Raw genomic sequence first — 20,345 nt, 5'->3', positions numbered from 1 at the left:
TTATGATGCTAAAATCAAACAGTTTGTCGAATAATAGTAACTTCCATCTATTTGGAGGGATCAATGTTCTTGAGTCTCGTGATCTTGCGATGCGGGCTTGTGAGCATTACGTTGAGGTTACCAATCGGCTTGGTATCCCCTATGTCTTCAAGGCCAGTTTCGACAAGGCCAATCGGTCCTCGATTCATTCGTATCGTGGCCCGGGCCTCGAAGAGGGCATGCGAATCTTTCAGGATGTAAAGGCTGAGTTCGGCGTCAAGGTCATTACGGATGTCCATGAGACATGGCAGTGTGAGCCTGTGGCGGAAGTTGCCGATATCCTGCAGCTACCGGCATTTCTGGCTCGCCAGACGGACCTGGTGGTAGCCATGGCGAAAACAGGCAAGACGATCAACATCAAGAAGCCACAGTTCCTGAGCCCTGGCCAGGTGGTAAACATCGTCGAGAAGTTCAAGGAAGCGGGCAATAGCGACCTCATTCTCTGTGATCGTGGTACCAGCTTTGGCTATGACAATCTGGTGGTCGACATGCTCGGCATCGATGTCATGAAGCGCGTGACCGGGAATCTTCCAATCATCTTCGATGTCACCCATGCGTTGCAGCAGCGTGAAGCGACCGGCGCCGCTTCTGGTGGTCGTCGTCAGCAGGTGGTGACATTGGCGAGAGCCGGCATGGCCACTGGCCTGGCGGGCTTGTTCCTGGAAGCGCACCCGGACCCCGACAATGCCAAGTGCGATGGGCCCAGCGCTTTGCCGCTGCATCAACTCGAACCTTTTCTGCAACAGGTCAAGGCTATCGATGATGCAGTGAAGTCGCTTCCAGAGCTGGTCATTGAATAAGTCTGCAAAGGGAATAGCGTCGTGACGATTGAGATGAACCAGAAAACGGTCATCATCATTCCTGCCCGTTACGGCTCCAGCCGTCTGCCAGGGAAGCCCCTGGCAGACATTGCTGGCAAGCCGATGGTGCAGCATGTGGTGGAGCGTGCGACTCAGGTATCTGGCATTGATGCTGTATGGGTTGCCACGGACGACGAGCGGGTATTCGACGCTGTAGAGGCTTTTGGGGGGCAGGCAGTCATGACCTCACCAGAGCATGCCTCTGGCACGGACCGTCTGGTTGAGGTTATGCAGAAGGTTCCCGCCGATATCTACCTCAACGTGCAAGGCGATGAGCCATTGGTACGGCCGGGGGACCTCGAGCTGCTGGTGGCGTCCATGCAGAATAGCCAGGCAAAAGTGGGGACACTTTGTCATGCTATCTCATCGGAGGAAGCCAAGAATCCGAACACGGTCAAGGTTCTGTGCGATCAATTCGATGATGCTTTGTACTTCAGTCGCTCTCCGATTCCTTACCCTCGCGAGGTTGAAGAAGCCAGCTATCGTAAGCATGTCGGTGTCTACGCCTATCGACGCGAGGTCTTGGAAGGATATTCACGGCTACCCCAGTCCATGGCAGAACGTGCTGAATCGCTGGAACAGCTTCGCCTCATGCATGCCGGTATCAAGATCCATGTCATTGAGGTAGAGGAAACCGGGCCTGGCGTTGATACCCCCGAGTGTCTGGAGAAGGTACGTGCCCTGATAGAAGGCCGCACGCCGCAGAGCAAGCCTGATCCATTGGCTCAGACTCGGCTACTGATTACGGATGTTGATGGTGTCTTGACTGATGGTGGTATTTATTACGATGCCTCGGGTGAATCCTTGAAGCAGTTCCATGTCCGGGATGGCCTGGGAATCCGCTTGCTGGAGGAGTCAGGCATTCAGGTGGCGGTCCTTTCGGGGCGCGATTCTGCCACGCTGCGCAAACGCATTGCCGATCTCGGGATCTCTCATGCCAAGCTTGGCGTGAAGGATAAACACGCTGCATGCCAGGAATTGATGGCGGCAGCGGGTGCGACTGCGGAGCAGACAGTATTCATTGGCGATGATGTCATAGACCTCCCAGCTTTCGAGGCGTGTGGAAGAGCCTACGCTGTCGCGGATGCACCGGACTATATCAAGGCACAAGCCGATGAAGTGTTGTCACTGCCAGGGGGCAAGGGCGCTGTCAGAGAGCTGGCCGACCGAATCCTATTGGCACAGGGGAGGGAAGCGGTTTATAGCACTGCTTCGGGTTTCCTCGGCAATGTTGCCAAAGTTGCACAATAAACAATGAAGGAAGCTGCTCAGCACATCACTGCTGGGCAGCCAGGCATCATGGACAGAGGGTAAGGAAATGCCAAGCGTCGAGATTGGAAAGAAAGTATTCGTGACTCAGGCGGAGGCACTGCAAGCGACTTCTGAGCGTTTGGGAAAAGAGTTTGAAGAGTCGGTACGCATGATCATGACGACTTCAGGTCGAGTGATCGTCTCCGGGATGGGCAAGTCAGGCATCATTGGCAACAAGATTGCAGCCACCTTGGCTTCGACCGGTACGCCCAGTTTCGCGGTACATCCAGCAGAGGCCTATCATGGCGACCTGGGGATGTTTACCAAAGGGGATGTGGCCATTTTAATTTCCTACAGTGGAGAAACTGAAGAGGTCATTCGCCTGATTCCGTCACTGAAACACTTCGGGGTCAAAATCATTGCCTTGGTAGGCAACCCCGGTTCGACCCTTGGCAAGAACAGTGATCTGGTACTGGATGTCGGTGTTGATCGTGAGGCGTGCCCCAACAATCTGGCGCCTACTACCTCGACCACTGTGACATTGGCCATGGGGGACGCGCTTGCCGTTGCCTTGATCGAGCGCCGTCATTTCATGCCTCAGGATTTCGCGGTGTTCCATCCCGGCGGCAGCCTTGGTCGTCGTTTGCTGACGCGTGTCCGTGATGTCATGCACTCCCCAGTCCCCTGTAATACCCCGACAGATTCCTTGCGCGAAGTGATCATGACGATCACGCAAGGCGGGTTGGGGCTGACCGTCATTGCTGACAATGGCATTATTCATGGCTTGATCACGGACGGTGACTTGCGTCGCTCACTCTTCGATAATCAAGGGCTGGATGGCGTGACAGGGGGCGATATCATGACCCGGACCCCCATGACAATCAATGAAAACGAAATGTTCTCGGCTGCCGAGAACACCATGCTGAAAGCCAATGTCACCTCTCTGTTGGTGGTAGATGACAATGGTGCTTTGACCGGAGTTCTCAAGCTCCAGGATGCTCGGAAGATCGGTTGAGTTTCTTGCCGACAATGTGGTGAAGGAGTCAGACATGCGGTCTGTTGCTGCTAGATGCATGGATACACTAGGGGTATTCACGGGTGCCAAGTCCTTCGTGGCCAACCCTGTGCTGGGGAACCCCGGGCTGAACCGTCGCGGGCTTCATCTTGTGCGCTTGCGCGCCGCGCATTGGATGATGCGTGTACGTCAGGCCTGGTTTGCCTATGGGGTGCCGCGAGAGCAGCGCAAGGCCTTTCAGCATGATGGCTACCTGATGCTGGAGGATTTTCTGCCTGCGGAGCAGTATCAGCGATTGGTCAGAGAGGCTGAGGGGGCACGTGGCGAGATTCGTCAGTGCCGCCAGGCAGATACCTTGACCCGTCGTCGTGTGATGGCGCCGGAAAATGCCGCAGTCTTGCCGGAAATGCAGGCCTTGATGCGTGACAAGCGGTTCCGGCGCCTGATGCGTTACTGCAGTGGCCATGCGCGACAGCCCATCATGCATCTGGAGCGTATTCACAATGGCGTGCTGGAAAGCCATGAGCGCGATCCCCAGAAGTCCCTGCATGTGGATACCTTCCAGCCCACCATGAAGTTCTGGCTGTATCTGCAGGATGTGACGCCTGCCCAGGGGCCTTTCATGTTTGTCCCGGGCTCCACGCGCATGTCATCAGCGCGTCTGTCGTGGGAAAGGCACATGAGCCTGATTGCACGCGACCATCCCAATCGATACACACAGCGTGGGTCTTTCCGTGTGGATGAAGGAGATCTCGAGCGATTTGGTCTAGGTGAGGTCAAGCACTTTGCCGTCAAGGCCAACACACTGTTGATCGCCAATACCTATGGCATGCATGGCCGTGGTGAAGCAGAGCAGGGCAGTACACGATTTGCACTGTGGGGGATGAGTCGCACGACTCCTTTTTCCCCCTTGCCGGGACTTGGCTTCGAGTGGATCAATCGTCTCCAATATCGTGTGCTGGAAGCGGAGCGGCAGCGTGATGATCGCAAGGCCGCCGTGCGAGGTGAGAAGGCTTCCTGGTTTGTGCCTGCTGACAATGGGGATCTTTGACCCGGGCTCATGTGACAGAGCCTTGTGACAGGGCGTTGTGACAGCGCCAGGAGTCAGTGAGCTTTATTGCTGACGTCAGATTTTGCGTGTCATCAAGCCCTGAGGCTCATCCTTTAGCCACCTTGGCAAGCCAAGCCTCCCTCATGATGGACGAGAGAGTGAAAAGCCCCGTTCGCTACGCGTACGGGGCTTTTTTATGCCTGTCATACTGGAGACGGAGTCATCTCGCTCTCTATATAAGCTGGTTCTCATCATATGGGTATGACGTTCGGGCGAGGAATTTCAGCTGTGGTACTGCACGCTAATCGGCCAAGGGCGGATGGGGCGGTGGCGTATCATCAGAGAGACAACAAGGGACGAGCCTGGGGACGTTGTGTGGCAGCCCCATGACTCTGACCCTTGATTCTCTGCACTCTCAATTTTCTTTCTGCGCCGAGTGCGTGGCTGAGGTGAAGCATGAAGTTCCTGATTACCGGCGGTGCCGGGTTCATCGGCTCTGCCGTGGTGCGCGAGCTGATCGATTCGACATCCCATGAAGTGGTCAACCTGGACAAGCTGACCTATGCGGGCAATCTGGATTCGCTGGAGTCCTTCAGTGGCCATCCACGGTATGTCTTCGAGCATGCAGACATCTGTGATGCTGAGGCACTGACACGAATCTTCAGTGTGCATCAGCCGGATATCGTCATGCACCTTGCCGCCGAGAGTCATGTCGATCGCTCCATCGATGGGCCGGAGGCCTTCATCGAAACCAACGTCATGGGCACCTGCCGGTTGCTGGAGGCGTCACGCCGTTACTGGAAGCAATTGGCATTGGTTAACCCTGCCAAGGCTGAGACATTCCGCTTCCATCATATCTCGACCGATGAGGTGTTTGGTGATCTTGCAGAGGATGACCCCGGCTTCACGGAGCAGACACCCTATGCGCCGAGTTCGCCCTATTCGGCCAGCAAGGCGGGGTCGGACCATCTGGTAAGAGCCTGGCAGCGGACCTTCGGTCTACCGACAGTGATGACCAACTGCTCGAACAATTATGGCCCCTATCACTTCCCCGAGAAGTTGATTCCCCTGACCATCCTCAATGCCCTGGCGGGCAAGCCACTGCCGGTGTATGGCAATGGCTATCAGGTGCGCGATTGGTTGTATGTCGAGGACCACGCGCGTGCCTTGATCAAGGTGGCGTGTGAGGCGCCGTTGGGGGAGAGCTACAACATCGGCGGGCATAACGAGCAGCGCAATATCGACGTGGTTCGCCTGATCTGTGAGACGCTGGAAGCCTTGGTGCCGCAAAAGCCTCAAGGCCTTGCGCACTACCGTGATCTGATCACCTTCGTGACCGACAGGCCCGGGCACGATCTGCGTTATGCCATTGATGCCGACAAGATAGCGCGTGATCTGGGGTGGCGGCCGCGGGAGACCTTCGAGTCGGGCCTGCGCAAGACGGTTCAGTGGTATCTGGATAATCCTGAGTGGTGGCAGCGGATTCGTGATGGCCGCTATCAGGGAGAGCGTCTGGGAGCCGAGATCTGATCCGGGCACCATGCAGGAGCTGAAGTGACTCAACTGCCTGAGGTGACTTGGCATGAGTCTCATCATGCTCCTGCCTTGCCCAGCTCTGAGCTATATATATTGATTTAGTGATATTTTGATAAGCAGTATAAATAGCAATAAAATGCGCAATCTTGCGGCGAAAACCATGCTGCAGGCTGCCTTCTTGCTGTTTACGCTATGAGCTGAATCAGATGCTGCGTCAGGGAGCCCGGTGAGCTTGTCAGTTCGCTGGGTCTGGGAGCGTAGGCACTGACTGATCCGCGACGACAGCGGAAATTCAGCAGGGACAGGGAGCGTAACATGGCACGGAAAGGCATCATTCTCGCGGGGGGCTCCGGCACTCGCTTGCACCCGATCACGTTAGGCGTTTCAAAGCAGTTGCTGCCTATCTACGACAAGCCGATGATCTTCTATCCCGCCTCGGTCCTGATGTTGGCCGGCATCCAGGACATCATGATCATCTCGACGCCTGAGGACTTGCCGCAGTATCAGCAGCTGCTGGGCAGTGGTGAGCAATATGGCGTTCGCTTTGAATATGCCGTGCAGCCTAGTCCGGACGGGCTGGCTCAGGCTTTCCTGATCGCCGAGGACTTCATCGGTGATGATGCTGTGTGCCTGGTGCTGGGGGACAACATCTTCCATGGCCCCAACTTCACGGGTCAGCTCAAGCATGCCGCGTCACGCGCCACGGGGGCGACCGTCTTCGGGTATCTGGTGCAGGACCCGGAGCGCTTTGGCGTGGTGGAGTTCGACGAGCAGGGCAAGGCGCTTTCCATCGAAGAAAAGCCTGCCCATCCTCGTTCGCCCTTTGCGGTGACCGGCCTTTATTTCTACGACAACGACGTCGTGGAGATCGCCAAGCGCGTCAAGCCTTCCTCTCGGGGGGAGCTGGAAATCACCTGCATCAACAATGCCTATCTGGAGCGGGGCGACCTGCATGTCGAGCGCTTGGGGCGTGGCTTCGCCTGGCTGGATACCGGCACGCATGACAGCCTGCTGGAGGCGGGGCAGTACGTGCAGACCATCGAGCATCGTCAGGGGCTCAAGATCGCCTGTCTGGAAGAGATCGCCTGGGGCAATGGCTGGATCGATGACGATGAGATGTTCGCGCTCGGCCAGCGTCTCAGTAAGACTGGCTATGGCCAGTACCTGCTCAAGCGACTGGAGGATGTTCGCCGTGCCACGGCACTCGGTGAAGACCGCCACGAACTGATACGCGTGGCGTGATGAGAGTCAGCTTTACGCAAGGCAAATGACCTGGTTCGACATCGGGTTCATCAACCCACAAGGCCCGCAGCTTACCCTGCGGGCCTTGTCGTTTCTGGTCTTGGGGCCGTCCAATCTGCCACTGCCAGCGACGATTCAGCGCCCAACGCAGGTAACACGTTGATTACATCCGCTACACACCAGCAAAATTTGAGTGGTGTGATGCCCAGAAATCATTAAGCTCAAAGTAAGCGTCCCAGAGTCAGTGTGTGCTCTCGCTCGCGCTTGTTTGGCGGTCACGCCGAACGTGCCGGGACCATGAATGCCTCGAGTAAAGGAGACTGACATGACCGCCTTCCCGACCACTCCTCGTTGGATCGTACTCAGTGATGAAGCCCAGGCGCTGGAAGATATCTACTTTTTCCTGCCTGCCATGGCCGCGTTGCGCAAGGAAGGCACACGTGTCGAGCGTTTTGAAACCCGCCGCTGGAAGTTCTCCCCCAAGCTTGCCCAGGCGCGCCTTACCGGCGCCTGCCTGCTGATCGCGCGTAGCCTGGGGCGGGAATGGATCGAGATGCTGGAAGCACACCGTGAGCAGCTCGGTCGTATCTGCTACCTCGTCGATCATCTGTATTCGCCTGAGCTGTTGGCAGCGGAGCAGGGCACCTCCCCCCCTGAAGCAGGCTCTGAGTCTGAAGCGGCTCAGTTGCAGCAGCGATTGTTCGCGCTGGCGGATGAGGTCGTCGTGGTCAGCGAGCAGCTGGAGGCCGCTCTGGCGAGCCTGCATCCCAAAGTCAGCCTGTTGACGCCGCCACTGACCGGCAAGCTGCCGGATCTTCACCATCTCGAGCAGAGCGATTGGTGCATCGGCTTTCACGGCACTCTGGCGCATCGTGAGGACATCCTCACACTGGCTCCCGTGCTGCGCGATATCCAGACGCGGCATTCGGACAGTGAGGTGGAACTGATGATGGGCCGCCACCTGCCGCTGGCGCTCAGCGATATTCCCCGCCTCAAGACGATGGAGGCCGTCAGCTGGGAGGCCTTTCAGGATTATTGCTCGCGGCGCCGGATCGCCATCGGTCTGGCGCCCTTGATGGAGAATTCCGACAACCGTGCTGCTTCCTGGCTGCGATTTCTCGATATCACCCGCATGGGCGGGGTGGGCATCTACAGTCGCCGGGCGCCCTATGTGGATTTGATCGAGGACGGCGTCGATGGCCTGTTGGTCGGGGATGCCCCGGCAGAATGGACTGCCGCCCTCGAGCGTCTGCTGGGTGATCGTGATGCGACGCGTGCCATGGCGCACAACGCGCAACACAAGGCCCATGAAGTGGGCGACCCGCTGCGGGTACTGGATTTCTGGCGCGCGCGTTCGACGGTGGCGCGTGCCCGCTAGCGTAGTCATCTGTAATGGCCTGATTCAGATAGCCCGAACGAGATAACCTGTCCGAAATGCCCCGATCCAATCACTGTTTGCTCAAGCGCCGTGCCCCTCAGGGGTGCGGCGCTTTGTTATGATCTAGCCATCTTTTCGTTCTGAGTCATTTGCCCTGTTGAAAGGAGTGCTGCATGGCCACCCCCGAGTTACCCGATGACTTGCCAAGCGTTGCGTCGCAGTCGTCACAGAAGGATGCCGAGGTGGCGCACAGCCAGCGTCTCGCCAGCCCGGCGGTCGCTCGCAATCGTGACGTGATTCTTGATGTCCTGCGGGATGTGCTGGCACAGCGACGTCAGGTGCTGGAGCTGGCCAGTGGCAGTGGCGAGCACGCCGTGCATTTCGCCCACGGATTGCCTCATCTGGAGTGGCAGCCCAGTGATGCCAGCCCGCGTGCCTTGGAATCCATCGCGGACTGGCGCGCCGAAGCCGCACTGCCCAACCTCAAGGCGCCGATCACGCTGGATGTACAGGCCGAGTGGCCTGAGGTGGCATGCGATGCGCTGGTGGCGATCAATCTGATCCACATCTCGCCGTGGCGGGTCACATCCGAGCTAATGTTGCAGGCCGGTCGGCGCCTCCCGAAGGACGGCGTGCTGTATCTCTACGGCCCCTACAAGCGGGGAGGGCAGCACACGGCGCCGAGCAACGAAGGCTTTGATGTGCAGCTCAAAAGCCGCAACCCGCTATGGGGCGTGCGTGATCTGGAGACGGTCATCGAGGAAGCGGAGCGCAACGGCTTGCGGCTCGACAAGGTGGTCGAGATGCCGGCGAACAATCTGAGTGTGGTGTTTCGGCGTTAGCGCTAGCGGTCAGCGGGCCGTCAGAGGTGGTGAGTTCACCTCATGTGGCCCATTCACTACGACAATGCCCCGCCCTGTCGCCAGGTCGGGGCATTGTCGTGTCTTGGCGAAGGAAATGCGGCTGCACGGGAGTGCGCAAGCGCTTGAATCCCCGACTCACCTTCAATAATGGCCGCTATCTATCTACCTATGTATGTATTGATGCTACCAACCTGACTGACATCAAACGGCAAATATCACAGACCTTCTGCCGCGTGGCGAATGCCATAAAAAAATTTTGCTTGCGTCGGCCTGGGAGGTGGTTCAGCGGGCAGTGTCGAGGAATGTGGCGTTTACCGGGGCGGACGTTTCCAGGTGATCGCTTCGCGAGAGGCCGAGCACGTTTGCCATACATCAGGGCAGCGCAAGGTCGGTAACTCACGCGTCTGGCGTCTCGCCGCCGTCGTCTTCCTTGAGCGAGCCTTCTGCCAGAGGGGATGAGAAAGGTTGCGGGTCGTGAGAGGCAGACCTTGCGTCACTTTCCATAGTAAAGGGCAGGAGGGCTGACAACAGGACCGCCGCGAACAGCGAGAACAATGAATCGAAGTGTTTCATGCGCATACCCCTCTAGACCGTGAGTGTGTCTACAGAGCCTATGCCGCCCAAGGTGTGATTGCCTTTCGGTAATCTCGATATGGGCTAGTGGCGCAACCGATGTCGCCCCCTCAGGCGAAGTGGCCGAGGTATCAGCGAACGTCGGGTTCTCGCTCGGTATCATTCCAGTCGATCACATGGCTGATGATCTTCCAGCCGGCCTTGCGTGCCGCTTTCTCGGCATGGATGCGCGCTTCCATTCGCGAGATGCTGTCGGTCTGCACCGTGAAGGGCACTTCCAATGCCAGCCGCTTCTGCTTTACGCCAAGCGTCACCCGCAGTCCCTTGAGGGGAGTGGTGGTCTCTCTGGCGCGTGGTGCTTCAGGACGCGCGCGGGGAGCGGACTCACGGGAGGTTGAGCTGGCGGTTCTGTTGGTACTTCGCACGAACTTGTCGAGTTCGCGTTTCATGCTTTCTTCGAATTGGTCGACTGACATGTCACTCATCTGGGTAACCCCGTTTGATCAAAGGAATTCACATCTGAAGCAGCAGGGAGTCAACACACATAGGTGGTGATGACTTGCGAGATTTCGGTAAGGCGTGTCTTGCCGGTAAATTCAAATCTCACCGTACCGAGTGCCGAGAAATAGATCGTGAGCTCTGAATCAAGATCAAAGGTGCCGGAAGTTTCGATGGAATAGGTTTCAATCTTCTTGTAAGGGAGGGAGGTGAAGTCTTTCTTGCTGCCCGTCAATCCTTGAACATTGACAGCGATAATACGCTTGTTGGTAAACACGACCCCGTCACGCATTGATTTATAGGCTGAAATGATTTCTTCGCCATCGATCAGCAGGTCATTGACGCGTTCGGCATATTCATCGTTCTGTTTGAGTTTAAAAAAGCCTTTGTTATTGAAATCTATCATTGTATTACCTTGTGATTCGACAGTGCTGCCATCTGGGGATACTTCGCTAACGCATGAGAAAGGGCCATCCCTCGGCCTCTGGCGGGACATGCGGCTTTTTCAGTATCACGACTAGAATAATCCATCCCGCGCCAACGGAGTAGCCCCGCGCCCTGACACCAGAGCTCCGAGGCGATCAAGTGTGCTGCATGGCCGTGCAAGAAGGGAGAACGCCGGAATTCACACCTGCCGCTCTGGTCAGCATGACGCTTGCTGTCCGATCTCGGGAGTCCTCCTTCCTTCACTCAGCCGGCCAGACCTCTTCGAGACTTTGCAGAGCGGCTTCGACACAGGGTTCGTGTTGCTTGTCGTGACGCCATACCACGCTCAAGGCGCAGGGCAGGCGGGTATCCGGCACGATATTGAGGCCACGTTCCTGACGCTCGGCCAGCGCCAACACATCACGGGCCAGTGTCAGCCCGACGCCGGCGCGCACCAGGTCCAGCATGCAGACTTCCTGATCCACCTGCGCTACGCGGTGAGGAGAGCACTGACTGTCACGCATGGCATGCGCCAGCAGGCGTGAGTGAACGGAATTTTCCGGCGTCACGATCCACGGCAGGGCGGCCAGGGAGGGCCAGTCAGTCTCCGTCAGGCGCGCTGACCAGCCGCTGGGGGCGAGAATGAAGTAGTCGAAGAATGCCAGCTCGCGATAACAGAGGGAGTCATCGCGTGGTCCTTCTCCGGGGGGAGCGAGGTAGAAGCCGATTTCCAGCTCATTCTGGCGCAGTGCCTTGAGGACGCAGCCGCTCATGCCGTGATGGAGTTCCGTTTCCAGATTGGGTGCGCGTTCCAGCAGATGGCGCAGCAAGCTGCCCAGACGAATGAACTCCGGGTCGACGATGGTGCCGATGCGCAGCTTGCCGCGCACTGTGCTGTGCAGTGCCGCGGCGGCCTGCTCGAAGCCACGCGCGCTGGCCAGGGTCTTCTCGGCACTGGGCAGCAAGGCCTGGCCATCGGCCGTCAACAACAGGCCATGGGGGTGACGCTCGAACAGGCTCAATCCCAGGCCTTCCTGCAATTGCTTGAGCTTGAGGCTGATCGCGGGCTGGGTGAGGTGCAACGCCTGCGCCGCTCGCGACACGCTGCCGGTGCGCGCCACGGTGACAAAGGCGTTGAGTCGGGACAGATCCTGCATCAGTGACATCCATGTGTTTGGCATTTTCTGGCCGGCGAGACGCGTGCTGCTGGCCCTGCATCACGCATTGTGGCCTGAATGCGTTCGCTGCCACCTATTGGCCATTGGTCGCGGTAAGCCGTGCTCACTCGGGATAGGCCTCGTGATCGAAGCGCCTACCGCTGTCGAAACCTCTTCCTGCTTTTCCGTTGTAACTGATTGATTGTAAACGCTTAACTGTTGCTCTGGTTCTCGAGGGAAGCGGAGAAATTTCTGAGCGAAATCGGATATCAGCAATCGTTATATCTCACCCAAGAATTACTCAATTGCACCCTGCGCGTGGCGGCGTAATTTCATGAACACCTGCTGATGGCATGTCCTCGTTCGTCATTGACCAGGCGAAGGACCTTCAGCGCCAGACATGTGCATTACACAGGCTTATTCCTATAAAACACCGCCAGCGGAGATCAGCACCATGACGACAGCAGCCAACGCTATCCAGCATTTCATCAACGGCCAGGTGACCCGAGGCGATTCCAGCGCCACTCAGGATGTCTTCAACCCGGCCACCGGCAAGGTGACCGGCCAGGTCGCGCTGGCACGCAACAGTGATGTCGATGCCGCCGTGGCTGCTGCCGACGCCGCTTTCCCGGCCTGGGCCGACACGCCGCCGATTCGCCGTGCCCGAGTGATGTTCAAGTTCCTCGCGCTGCTCAACGAGCATAAGGACGAACTGGCGGAGGCGATCACCCGCGAGCACGGCAAGGTGTTCACCGACGCCCAGGGCGAAGTGGCACGCGGCATCGATATCGTCGAATTCGCCTGCGGTATCCCGCAGCTGCTCAAGGGTGACTTCACCGACCAGGTCAGCACCGGCATCGACAACTGGACGATGCGCCAGCCGCTGGGCGTCGTCGCCGGCATCACGCCGTTCAACTTCCCGGTGATGGTGCCGATGTGGATGTTCCCGGTCGCCATCGCGGCAGGCAACAGCTTCGTGCTCAAGCCGAGCCCGCTGGACCCCAGCGCCTCGCTGATGATGGCGGACCTGCTCAAGCAGGCGGGCCTGCCGGATGGCGTCTTCAATGTGGTGCAGGGCGACAAGGATTCCGTCGAGGCGCTGATCGATCACCCCAAGGTGCGCGCCCTGTCCTTCGTGGGCTCGACCCCGATCGCCAACCTGATCTATGAGCGCGGCGCACGTCACGGCAAGCGCATCCAGGCACTGGGTGGCGCCAAGAACCACATGGTGGTGATGCCGGACGCCAATCTCGACAAGGCGGTGGATGCCCTGATCGGCGCGGCCTACGGCTCCGCCGGCGAGCGCTGCATGGCCATCAGCGTCGCGGTGATGGTGGGCGATGTGGCGGACACCCTGGTGCCGCGTCTGGCCGAGCGTGCCCGCGAGCTCAAGATCAAGGACGGCATGAACCTGGATGCCGAGATGGGCCCGATCGTCACCCGTCAGGCGCATGAGCGTATCTGCGGTTACATCGAAAAGGGCGTCGCGGAAGGCGCCGAGATGATCGTCGACGGGCGTGAATTCACCGGCAACGACATCGGCGGCGACAGCACTGAAGGCTTCTGGATGGGCGGCACGCTGTTCGATCACGTCACGCCGGACATGACCATCTACAAGGAAGAGATCTTCGGCCCGGTCCTGGCCTGTGTCCGCGTGCCGGACGTCGCGACCGCCATCCAGCTGATCAATGACCACGAATTCGGCAACGGCGTGAGCTGCTTCACCGAGAGCGGCAGTGTCGCGCGGGAATTCGGGCGCCGCATTCAGGTCGGCATGGTCGGCATCAACGTGCCGATTCCGGTCCCGATGGCCTGGCACGGTTTCGGTGGCTGGAAGAGCTCCCTGTTCGGGGATACCCACGCCTACGGAGAAGAGGGTGTGCGTTTCTATACCAAGCAGAAGTCCATCATGCAGCGCTGGTCGGATTCCATCGATGCCGGTGCCGAATTCGCCATGCCGACGGCCAAGTAAGTCGCTCGCGACTGCGGTCATCTGCATTCTGGTTATCTACCAGCATACGCCAGCTGTCTGGAGAGGGACGCGCCATGTCAGACAACAAGAACAACCCGCATCGATCCCCGGAGGGCGAGCAGGACGCTCGCCCCGCCAAACCGGGCGACGATCTCTCTGAATTCGATTACATCATCGTGGGCGCCGGTTCCGCCGGCTGCCTGATGGCCAATCGCCTCAGCGCCAACCCTGACCACCGCGTGTTGCTGGTCGAGGCGGGCGGACGTGACAACTACCACTGGATTCACATTCCGGTGGGCTATCTGTACTGCATCAACAATCCGCGCACCGACTGGATGTTCCGCACCGAGCCGGACAAGGGACTCAACGGCCGTTCGCTGATCTATCCGCGCGGCAAGACGCTGGGCGGCTGTTCCAGCATCAACGGCATGATCTACATGCGCGGCCAGGCGCGGGATTACGATCACTGGGCCGAGGTGTCCGGAGACGACGAGTGGCGTTGGGAGCAGTGTCTGGCTGACTTCATGCGTCACGAGGATCACGCGCTACTGGATGACGGCGCCAGCAGTGACCCCGAGCAGCGTGATTTCCACGGTCACGGCGGGGAGTGGCGCGTCGAGCGTCAACGCCTCAACTGGGAAGTGCTGGATGACTTCGCCAGTGCGGCCGAGCAGGCCGGCATTCCGCGCACCAAGGATTTCAACCGCGGCAGCAATGAAGGGGTGGCCTATTTCGAGGTCAACCAGCGTGCGGGCTGGCGTTGGAACACGGCCAAGGCCTTCCTGCGCCCCGCGCTCAAGCGCAGCAACCTGACACTGTGGCATTCCACCCAGGTCAATCGTCTGCTGTTTGAGGGCGGCGAGCAGGGCATGGGGGCTGAAACAGGGGCGGCGAAAGAAGCTACCGATCTGCGCTGCACGGGGCTGCAGGTCGTGCGTGACGGCAAGGTCATCAACCTCTCGGCGAAGCGTGAGGTCGTGCTGTGTGCCGGCGCCATCGGCTCGCCACATCTGCTGCAGGTTTCGGGCGTCGGGCCCAGGGCACTGCTGGAGGAGCATGGCGTCGAGGTGGTGAAGGACCTGCCCGGCGTCGGCGAGAACCTGCAGGACCACCTGCAGATCCGCTCGGTCTACAAGGTCACCAATGCCAAGACCCTGAACGCCATGGCCAGCACCTTGCTGGGCAAGATGGGCATCGGCATGCAGTACCTGTTCAAGCGTTCCGGGCCGATGAGCATGGCGCCGTCGCAGCTGGGGGCCTTCACGCGCAGCAGCGATGACTACGCCCACCCCAATATCCAGTACCACGTCCAGCCGCTGAGCCTCGAGGCCTTCGGGCAGCCGTTGCATCCCTTCCCGGCGATCACCGCGAGTGTCTGCAATCTCAACCCCACCAGCCGTGGCACGGTGCGTCTGCAGAGCGCCGACCCGCGTCAGGCCCCGGCCATCGCGCCCAACTACCTGAGCACGGAAGAAGACCGCAAGGTCGCGGCCGATTCCTTGCGGGTCACGCGGCGTATCGCCTCCCAGCCTGCCTTTGCGCGCTACAAGCCCGAGGAGATCAAGCCGGGGGTCGAATACCAGACTGATGAAGAGCTCGCCAGGCTGGCCGGCGATATTGGCACCACCATCTTCCATCCGGTGGGCACCACGCGCATGGGGCGCGCGGATGACCCGATGGCGGTGGTCGACAGCCGTCTGCGTGTGCGCGGTATCCAGGGTTTGCGGGTGGCCGATGCCGGCATCATGCCGACCATCGTGAGCGGCAATACCAACTCGCCGACCCTGATGATCGCGGAAAAAGCCGCGGGATGGATCCTGAACGCACAGTAATACGCCACGACTTTGGGAGTTGACCGATGGCCATCTCGACGCAGACGGAACTCAAGAAGGGGCCACTGGACGGGATCACCGTGCTGGATTTCTCACGGGTACTCGCCGGGCCTTATTGCACCATGGTGCTGGCTGACCTGGGCGCACGTGTCATCAAGGTGGAGAAGATCGGGACCGGAGACGATACCCGCGAATTCGGTCCCTTCGTGGAGGGAGAAAGCGCCTATTTCAGCTGCTTCAACCGCAACAAGGAAAGCATCGTGCTGGACATCAAGTCGCCTCGTGACCGCGAGCTGCTTGAGCGCCTGCTGGATGAGGCGGATGTGCTGGTGGAGAACTTCCGCCCCGGGGTGATGGACCGCCTGGGCTATGGCCCTGAGCGCCTGGCCAGAACTCATCCTCACCTGATCTATTCCTCGATCTCGGGCTTCGGGCACACCGGCCCCTTCAGCGAACTGCCCGGCTACGACATGGTCGTGCAGGCCATGGGCGGCATCATGAGCCTGACCGGCTGGCCTGACGGTGAGCCCGCCCGCGTGGGGACCAGCTTTGGTGACCTGAGCGCGGCGCTGTTTGCCGCGGTGGGCATTCTCGCATCGCTCTATAGCCGCACCCGGGATGCCCAGGGCACGCGGGTGGATATCGGCATGCTCGACTGCCAGGCGGCGCTGATGGAAACGGCGCTGGCGCGCTTCGATATCGAGGGCAAGGTGCCGCATCGCACCGGCGATTGCCATCCTTCGCTGGCGCCGTTTGAAAGCTTCAATGCGCAGGATGGCAAGCTCGTCATCGCGGCCGGCAACGACACCTTGTTCCTGTTGATGGCCGATGCCATCGGTGCGGCGCGGTTGGCCTTCGATCCGCGTTTTCTCAGCAACGACATGCGCTGCAGGAATCGTCCGGAACTGGTGATCGAGATGGAGAGGATCCTGGTGCAGCAGCCGGTTCAGCATTGGGTGGATCTGCTCAATGAGGAGGGCGTGCCGTGCTCGCCGATCAATACCATCGACAAGCTGTTCGATCACCCGCAGCTGAAGGCCCGCAACATGATCGTTCAGGTCCAGGGCAAGGCCGGCAAGCCATTCAGGACGGCGGGCAATCCGATCAAGCTCACGGGGCGCCGGGACATCGACAGTCAGGTGCCCTGCAGTGCGCCGGGCCTTGGCCAGCATCGCGAGGCGATTCTGGACGAGTTGATGGCACGCCATGGTGCCTATCATCTTCCCGAATCTGACCGCCAGAAAGACGGCGGACAGCCTGTTGAGAATGGTAGCGAACAGACAGTCGAGCATCGCAGCGAGAATGGCAGCGCACACAAGGCCCGTCCGGCTCGCAAGTCATCAGGTAGCGCCACGAAAACGCGCGGCGCAGCGCCAGACGCCTCGTCATCCAGTGACGCGTCATCGCCCAGTACCGCAACGTCCTGCGATGCGCAGTAAGTAAGCGGCTTGGCCGAATTTACGCAGAAGTTACGCCAGGGCTCACGCCAGAGTGACGCCACCCGACATCGGGAGACAAGAATGAACAAGATGGTGAAATCGCAACCCCAGGCCAAACAGTCGGCGTCTGACGCGCCGGAGCCGGAAACTCTCGAGATGATCGTCGTCGAGCGCCGCGAGCGCGTCGGGTTGATCATCCTCAATCGCCCGAAAAGCCTGAATGCGCTCAACCGCCAATTGGCCGAGGAGACGCTGGCGGTCCTCCGCGAGCTGGACGCCGACCCGGGCATCGGCGCCATCGTCATCACCGGCAATCCCCGCGCCTTTGCCGCCGGTGCGGACATCGAGGAAATGGCCGAGAAGTCTTTCACTGATTTCTACATGGATGACTTTCTCTCGCCCTGGGACGAGGTGCGCAGGATTTCCAAGCCGATCATCGCCGCCGTCAGTGGTTTTGCCCTCGGTGGCGGCTGTGAACTGGCCCTGCTGTGCGACTTCATCATCGCCTCGGAAGACGCCCAGTTTGGCCAACCTGAAATCAAGCTGGGCATTCTGCCGGGCATCGGCGGATCACAGCGCCTGGCCCGCTCGGTCGGCAAGGCGATGACGATGGATATGGTCTTGACCGGCCGCAACATCGGCGCTCAGGAGGCCAAGGAGATTGGCCTGGTGGCGCGGGTCGTGCCCAAGGATGAGTTGATGCAGAACGCGCTCGAGGCCGCGCATACCATCGCGGGCTACAACACGCCGGCGGTCAAGATGGCCAAGTCAGCCGTCAACACGGCATTCGAGACCCCGCTCAATGAGGGGCTTCGTCAAGAGCGTCTGCTCTTTCAGGCCGCCTTCGCGACCGAGGGCCAGAAGGAGGGCATGAGCGCCTTCGTTGCCAAGCGTGCGCCGGTCTTCCGTCATCGCTAGGCCCCGGGGTCTGGCAAATTCGATGTTCATTCACCGCACCCCTTGCCCGGGTGCCAGCGGAGGCAATGATGCCCTTTGTCACGATCAATGTTCTGAAAGGCAAGTCTGATGCTTATCGCAAGGCGATTGCCGATGAGGTCAATGCCGCCGTCATCGAGACCCTGGATTTCCCGGCAGATGATCGCTACCAGGTGATCCATGAATGTGCCGATCAGGACCTCGAATTCCAGTCACGCGATCAGGACCGCGTGATGATGCATCTGGTGATGCGCAGCGGGAAGCCGGACCAGGCCAAGAAGGCGTTCTACGCCAGAGTGGTCGAGGCGCTGGCCAGAAACCCGGGGATTGCCCCCGGCAACGTCCTGATCACGATCTCGGAGAATCACGATATCGATTGGTCATTCGAGGATGGCATTGCGCAATTCTGTCCCGATTGAGCGGGGCGGATGAGCCTCGGCATCGTTTATGCCGTGTCTGAGAAGTGGCGGCAATCGATGTGACGTGTCAGAGATTTCGGCTTTAGACAGCCATACCCTTTCAACAACATGCGTTGAGTGGTCCACCAGCGATACGCCAATCGCGGTGGACCTCGCCTAAACACCGAATCGCATAACCACAATAACGGTGATCAACATGAGCAGTTCTGCGCCCAAGACGTCTTCCGGCAGCGGGAGCCCGACACGCGAGCCCCGTGCCTCCCACAAGGCCCGCGACGAGATCGACTGGCGGGTTTTCCTGCCCTCGGTGCTCGTCATCGCTGGCCTCATCATTCCCATCATCCTGTTCCCCGAATCCGGTGAGGCTGCCGTCAATGCGGCCTTCGCCTTCGCGACCGGCAATTTTGGCTGGCTTTACCTGCTGGCGGGCTTCTCCGTCGTCGTGTTCCTGATCGGTCTGGCGTTCAGCCGCTACGGCAACGTCCGTCTGGGCGGCCCGCAGGACACACCGGAGTTCTCGTATTTCAGTTGGGTCGCGATGATCTTCGCCGGCGGCATCGGTATCGCCATCGTCAACTGGGCGTGGGTCGAGCCGATCTACTATTTCACCGGCCCGCCATTTGACGTCAAGGCCGGCAGTGATGCGGCCGCCGAGTGGGCGTTGGCCTATGGCCAGTTTCACTGGGGGCTGACGCCCTGGGCGTTCTATTGCCTGCCGGCGATTCCCATCGCCTATTCCATGTATGTGCGCAACCGCCCGGGCGTGCGTCTGTCCGTGGCCTCCAGCGGCGTGCTCGGCAAGCGTGCCGATGGCTGGTGGGGCGTGTTGCTGGATGCCGTGGTGGTGTTCGGCATCGTCGGCGGTGTCGGCACCTCGCTGGGGCTGGCGGTGCCGCTGGTATCACGACTGCTCGGAGACCTGCTGGGCATCGAGCCGTCCTTTGCGCTCAATCTGGGAGTGCTGCTGATCTGGACGGCGATCTTCTCCGCCAGTGTCTGGTTCGGGCTGGCCAAGGGCATCAAGATTCTCTCCGACATCAACGTGATTCTGGCCATCGCCTTGCTGGCCTTCACCTTCATCGCCGGGCCGTCGCTGTTCATGGTGGAAGGCTGGGTCAACAGTCTCGGCACCATGCTGTCGAGCTTCGTGACCATGAGCCTGTGGACCGACCCGGTGGGCGATTCGACCTTCTGGAAGGACTGGACCGTCTTCTACTGGGCCTGGTGGATCGCCTACGCACCGATGATGGGGCTGTTCGTCGCCCGTATCTCGCGGGGGCGCACCATCCGTGAGCTGATCATCGCCGAGCTGGTGTTCGGCTCGCTGGGCTGCTGGGTGTTCTTCGCTGTCTGGGGCGGCTATGCGCTGGACCTGCAGGTGAGTGGCACCCTGGATGTCGCGGCTGCGCTAAGCGACGGCGGTATCCCCGGTGCCGTGTCCGCGATTCTCGCCACGCTGCCGTTCTCCGAGCTGATCACCGCAAGCTTCATCCTGCTGTGCTTCATCTTCCTCGCCACCACCCTGGACAGCTCGGCCTATGTGCTGGCGTCGGTGACCACGCGTGAGCTCTCCGGCTATCAGGAGCCCAAGCGCAGCGTGCGCCTGATCTGGGCCTTCCTGATCGCCGGTGTCGGGGTGGCATTGATCCAGCTGGGCGGCCTCAAGGCGGTGCAGACTTCCACCATCGTGGTCGCGCTGCCGATGATTCCGGTACTGTTCATCCTGACCTGGTCGCTGGTGCGCTGGTTGCGCCAGGACTTCGCGCGCAAGGTGCTCGAACCGCATCTGGTGCTGGAGACCCCCAGCCCGCGCGATGACGCCAAGCCTCGCTGAGTGCACTTTTTCCTGTCTCTCTCA

General features: G+C 59.8%; 18 protein-coding genes. 14 read left to right on the top strand and 4 right to left on the bottom strand.

Annotation, left to right across the window (positions count from 1 at the left end; genetic code table 11):
• Positions 1-2 precede the first annotated feature (2 nt).
• From kdsA to H2O77_RS10925, 8 genes are all read left to right on the top strand, one after another.
• Positions 3-839 (top strand): 3-deoxy-8-phosphooctulonate synthase, encoded by an 837-nt coding sequence (gene kdsA, locus H2O77_RS10960; RefSeq protein ID WP_215823041.1) that lies wholly within the window; start codon positions 3-5, stop codon positions 837-839.
• Between the two features lie 21 nt (positions 840-860).
• Positions 861-2,150 carry a 3-deoxy-manno-octulosonate cytidylyltransferase gene (kdsB, locus tag H2O77_RS10955; protein WP_240548579.1) on the top strand — a complete coding sequence of 430 codons (1,290 nt, stop codon included), beginning with the start codon at positions 861-863 and terminating at the stop codon, positions 2,148-2,150.
• A gap of 67 nt (positions 2,151-2,217) precedes the next feature.
• Entirely contained in the window at positions 2,218-3,165 is a 948-nt protein-coding gene (locus H2O77_RS10950) for a KpsF/GutQ family sugar-phosphate isomerase (RefSeq protein ID WP_215823040.1), read from the top strand.
• Positions 3,166-3,199: 34 nt separating this feature from the next.
• Positions 3,200-4,216 carry a phytanoyl-CoA dioxygenase family protein gene (locus H2O77_RS10945; RefSeq protein WP_215823039.1) on the top strand — a complete coding sequence of 339 codons (1,017 nt, stop codon included), beginning with the start codon at positions 3,200-3,202 and terminating at the stop codon, positions 4,214-4,216.
• 456 nt (positions 4,217-4,672) lie between these two features.
• Entirely contained in the window at positions 4,673-5,746 is a 1,074-nt protein-coding gene (gene rfbB / locus H2O77_RS10940; protein WP_215823038.1) for a dTDP-glucose 4,6-dehydratase, read from the top strand.
• Positions 5,747-6,067: 321 nt separating this feature from the next.
• Positions 6,068-6,994, top strand: coding sequence for a glucose-1-phosphate thymidylyltransferase RfbA (rfbA, locus tag H2O77_RS10935; protein ID WP_215823037.1), 927 nt, complete (start codon positions 6,068-6,070; stop codon positions 6,992-6,994).
• Positions 6,995-7,319: 325 nt separating this feature from the next.
• Positions 7,320-8,372, top strand: coding sequence for a glycosyltransferase (locus H2O77_RS10930; RefSeq protein WP_215823036.1), 1,053 nt, complete (start codon positions 7,320-7,322; stop codon positions 8,370-8,372).
• Between the two features lie 173 nt (positions 8,373-8,545).
• A complete protein-coding gene (locus tag H2O77_RS10925) occupies positions 8,546-9,214 on the top strand; it encodes a DUF938 domain-containing protein (RefSeq protein ID WP_215823035.1) in 669 nt (222 codons plus the stop codon).
• A 417-nt stretch (positions 9,215-9,631) separates the two neighbouring features.
• Here the strand turns inward: H2O77_RS10925 and H2O77_RS10920 are convergent, their stop codons facing one another.
• From H2O77_RS10920 to H2O77_RS10905, 4 genes are all read right to left on the bottom strand, one after another.
• Positions 9,632-9,808: a hypothetical protein gene (locus H2O77_RS10920; protein WP_159055698.1), complete on the bottom strand. Its 177-nt coding sequence runs from the start codon at positions 9,806-9,808 to the stop codon at positions 9,632-9,634.
• Positions 9,809-9,939: 131 nt separating this feature from the next.
• Positions 9,940-10,257, bottom strand: a complete 318-nt coding sequence (locus H2O77_RS10915; protein ID WP_215823034.1) for a hypothetical protein — start codon at positions 10,255-10,257, stop codon at positions 9,940-9,942.
• 86 nt (positions 10,258-10,343) lie between these two features.
• Positions 10,344-10,712 (bottom strand): PH domain-containing protein, encoded by a 369-nt coding sequence (locus H2O77_RS10910; protein WP_054557116.1) that lies wholly within the window; start codon positions 10,710-10,712, stop codon positions 10,344-10,346.
• Positions 10,713-10,992: 280 nt separating this feature from the next.
• Positions 10,993-11,889, bottom strand: coding sequence for a LysR family transcriptional regulator (locus H2O77_RS10905; protein WP_215823033.1), 897 nt, complete (start codon positions 11,887-11,889; stop codon positions 10,993-10,995).
• A gap of 454 nt (positions 11,890-12,343) precedes the next feature.
• Between H2O77_RS10905 and H2O77_RS10900 the strand changes: the two genes are divergently transcribed.
• From H2O77_RS10900 to H2O77_RS10875, 6 genes are all read left to right on the top strand, one after another.
• The gene (locus H2O77_RS10900) at positions 12,344-13,861 is read left to right on the top strand and encodes a CoA-acylating methylmalonate-semialdehyde dehydrogenase (protein ID WP_107334494.1); all 1,518 of its coding nucleotides are present in this window, start codon (positions 12,344-12,346) and stop codon (positions 13,859-13,861) included.
• A gap of 74 nt (positions 13,862-13,935) precedes the next feature.
• On the top strand, positions 13,936-15,693 hold the full coding sequence (locus H2O77_RS10895) for a GMC family oxidoreductase N-terminal domain-containing protein (protein ID WP_215823032.1): 1,758 nt from the start codon (positions 13,936-13,938) through the stop codon (positions 15,691-15,693).
• Positions 15,694-15,719: 26 nt separating this feature from the next.
• Complete coding sequence (locus tag H2O77_RS10890; RefSeq protein ID WP_240548578.1) at positions 15,720-17,132, top strand: CoA transferase; 1,413 nt, start codon at positions 15,720-15,722, stop codon at positions 17,130-17,132.
• A gap of 156 nt (positions 17,133-17,288) precedes the next feature.
• The gene (locus H2O77_RS10885) at positions 17,289-18,050 is read left to right on the top strand and encodes an enoyl-CoA hydratase-related protein (protein ID WP_131433075.1); all 762 of its coding nucleotides are present in this window, start codon (positions 17,289-17,291) and stop codon (positions 18,048-18,050) included.
• Positions 18,051-18,118: 68 nt separating this feature from the next.
• Entirely contained in the window at positions 18,119-18,487 is a 369-nt protein-coding gene (locus H2O77_RS10880; RefSeq protein WP_215823030.1) for a tautomerase family protein, read from the top strand.
• A 196-nt stretch (positions 18,488-18,683) separates the two neighbouring features.
• Positions 18,684-20,321 (top strand): BCCT family transporter, encoded by a 1,638-nt coding sequence (locus H2O77_RS10875; protein WP_215823029.1) that lies wholly within the window; start codon positions 18,684-18,686, stop codon positions 20,319-20,321.
• Positions 20,322-20,345: the final 24 nt, after the last annotated feature.

It is taken from the genome of Cobetia sp. 4B, assembly GCF_018831605.1.
Lineage (GTDB): Bacteria > Pseudomonadota > Gammaproteobacteria > Pseudomonadales > Halomonadaceae > Cobetia > Cobetia amphilecti.
This window is presented reverse-complemented; position numbering and strand designations above follow the sequence as displayed.

Excerpts from the sequence above, each read along its gene's own strand:
- H2O77_RS10905 (WP_215823033.1), bottom strand. The coding sequence starts at position 11,889 with ATGCAGGATCTGTCCCGACTCAACGCCTTTGTCACCGTGGCGCGCACC.
- H2O77_RS10945 (WP_215823039.1), top strand. The coding sequence starts at position 3,200 with ATGCGGTCTGTTGCTGCTAGATGCATGGATACACTAGGGGTATTCACG.
- H2O77_RS10925 (WP_215823035.1), top strand. The coding sequence starts at position 8,546 with ATGGCCACCCCCGAGTTACCCGATGACTTGCCAAGCGTTGCGTCGCAG.
- H2O77_RS10950 (WP_215823040.1), top strand. The coding sequence starts at position 2,218 with ATGCCAAGCGTCGAGATTGGAAAGAAAGTATTCGTGACTCAGGCGGAG.
- H2O77_RS10885 (WP_131433075.1), top strand. The coding sequence starts at position 17,289 with ATGATCGTCGTCGAGCGCCGCGAGCGCGTCGGGTTGATCATCCTCAAT.
- H2O77_RS10875 (WP_215823029.1), top strand. The coding sequence starts at position 18,684 with ATGAGCAGTTCTGCGCCCAAGACGTCTTCCGGCAGCGGGAGCCCGACA.
- H2O77_RS10900 (WP_107334494.1), top strand. The coding sequence starts at position 12,344 with ATGACGACAGCAGCCAACGCTATCCAGCATTTCATCAACGGCCAGGTG.
- kdsA (WP_215823041.1), top strand. The coding sequence starts at position 3 with ATGATGCTAAAATCAAACAGTTTGTCGAATAATAGTAACTTCCATCTA.
- H2O77_RS10920 (WP_159055698.1), bottom strand. The coding sequence starts at position 9,808 with ATGAAACACTTCGATTCATTGTTCTCGCTGTTCGCGGCGGTCCTGTTG.
- H2O77_RS10910 (WP_054557116.1), bottom strand. The coding sequence starts at position 10,712 with ATGATAGATTTCAATAACAAAGGCTTTTTTAAACTCAAACAGAACGAT.
- H2O77_RS10890 (WP_240548578.1), top strand. The coding sequence starts at position 15,720 with ATGGCCATCTCGACGCAGACGGAACTCAAGAAGGGGCCACTGGACGGG.
- H2O77_RS10930 (WP_215823036.1), top strand. The coding sequence starts at position 7,320 with ATGACCGCCTTCCCGACCACTCCTCGTTGGATCGTACTCAGTGATGAA.
- H2O77_RS10880 (WP_215823030.1), top strand. The coding sequence starts at position 18,119 with ATGCCCTTTGTCACGATCAATGTTCTGAAAGGCAAGTCTGATGCTTAT.
- rfbB (WP_215823038.1), top strand. The coding sequence starts at position 4,673 with ATGAAGTTCCTGATTACCGGCGGTGCCGGGTTCATCGGCTCTGCCGTG.
- rfbA (WP_215823037.1), top strand. The coding sequence starts at position 6,068 with ATGGCACGGAAAGGCATCATTCTCGCGGGGGGCTCCGGCACTCGCTTG.
- H2O77_RS10895 (WP_215823032.1), top strand. The coding sequence starts at position 13,936 with ATGTCAGACAACAAGAACAACCCGCATCGATCCCCGGAGGGCGAGCAG.
- H2O77_RS10915 (WP_215823034.1), bottom strand. The coding sequence starts at position 10,257 with ATGAAACGCGAACTCGACAAGTTCGTGCGAAGTACCAACAGAACCGCC.